3 protein-coding genes are annotated in these 1139 nt (G+C 51.1%); all 3 read left to right on the forward strand.

Annotated elements, in window-relative coordinates:
- Positions 1–200: hypothetical protein (locus AB204_RS23325; protein WP_235428004.1), on the forward strand; the 200-nt coding region annotated here is incomplete at its 5' end.
- On the forward strand, positions 187–543 hold the full coding sequence (locus AB204_RS00895) for an antirestriction protein (protein WP_235428005.1): 357 nt from the start codon (positions 187–189) through the stop codon (positions 541–543). The genes AB204_RS23325 and AB204_RS00895, both read left to right, overlap by 14 nt.
- 221 nt (positions 544–764) lie before the next feature.
- Positions 765–1139, forward strand: a 375-nt coding sequence (locus tag AB204_RS00900) for a hypothetical protein (RefSeq protein WP_047961523.1), incomplete at its 3' end; no start/stop codon positions are given.

Here is a 1139-nt window from a genome sequence, read left to right on the forward strand (position 1 = left end):
CCCGTAGCCTGCAAGGGAGTACACACTGTGTGGTACATCTGCCCACCTTTGGAAGCAGATATCGTCTTTATAGAGATGATGAAGGTTATTTAATCCACCTTGGCATTACGCCAGTCACTCGGACGGGGAATACTTTTCCCGTCGGGCAGGGTGTTCTCCATCTTTTTTTATTGACAGGAGAACATCATGCAAAAAAGTGACCTTATCATGCTGGACAGTCCCGCGCTGTCTGCTGCGTTTCCCGGCAAAAAACCGCTGGAACGGTTGTTTCTGGGATTTCTGATTGCCAATACCGCCTCAACGTTATGCAGAGATTACCAGCCTGAGCAATGGACTGGCCAGCAGGTGTCTGAGTCGCTGGCCTATATGGTGCCGGCATCAGCGAAAAGTTATCCGGTTTACCTGTCGGACACGCAGTTAAGGGTGACACTCTCGGCTGATGCCTTCGGGCTGACGGTGACGTTAATCGTGCTTGCCCGTATCGCCGCGCTGAATGAGCGGGATGCCTGTCGGTTTTGCGAATTGCGGGAATATGCGAAGTAACATCCAGAAAACGGTCTGATAGGGTCAGTCATGACATTGGGACTCCACGAGGACTTTATCAGCCCGTCATTAATCGAAAATCAAAATAATAACTTTCACTGAAGTTACCAGCCCATGATGCTGTTAATCCTTTTCTTAAGCGCCTGACCAGGGAGCAGAAAACACCTTCCCGGTCTCGGGCGGGTGTTTTTTTTATTTGACCTCCAATCAAGGAAATACCGATGCACCCGATTTTTTTACCGGTATCGGATGATACCGACCCGGAATTACGTGAAGACATTTTTACCGTGCAGGTCACCGGCCTGATGCAACACCCGCAAGCGAGGCAATCACTGCGGGAAGAAACCCTGGCCGTGTGCGAAACGGCTTCGGTAACAGAAGCGGTGCAGCGCCTGAAGGTTATCCATTTACTGGGTGACTGGCCGGTGCCGGAAACGTTATCTCATCAAGCGAAGTGCGTTTTTTTCCCGCTGACTGTCATGATTTATGACGCCCGGGATGAAAAAGTGCTCGGCGGCCGGTTTTATGAGGAAATTGTCTGGGCACAGCCGGTGACGCTGGCATCAGAACGCCTGTCACTGGAAAAGCAACAGCAG

The organism is Xenorhabdus khoisanae, assembly GCF_001037465.1.
In the GTDB taxonomy this organism is placed as follows: domain Bacteria; phylum Pseudomonadota; class Gammaproteobacteria; order Enterobacterales; family Enterobacteriaceae; genus Xenorhabdus; species Xenorhabdus khoisanae.

Bases quoted from the DNA above. Each gene is read 5' to 3' on its own strand.
- AB204_RS00895 (WP_235428005.1), top strand. From the start codon at position 187: ATGCAAAAAAGTGACCTTATCATGCTGGACAGTCCCGCGCTGTCTGCT.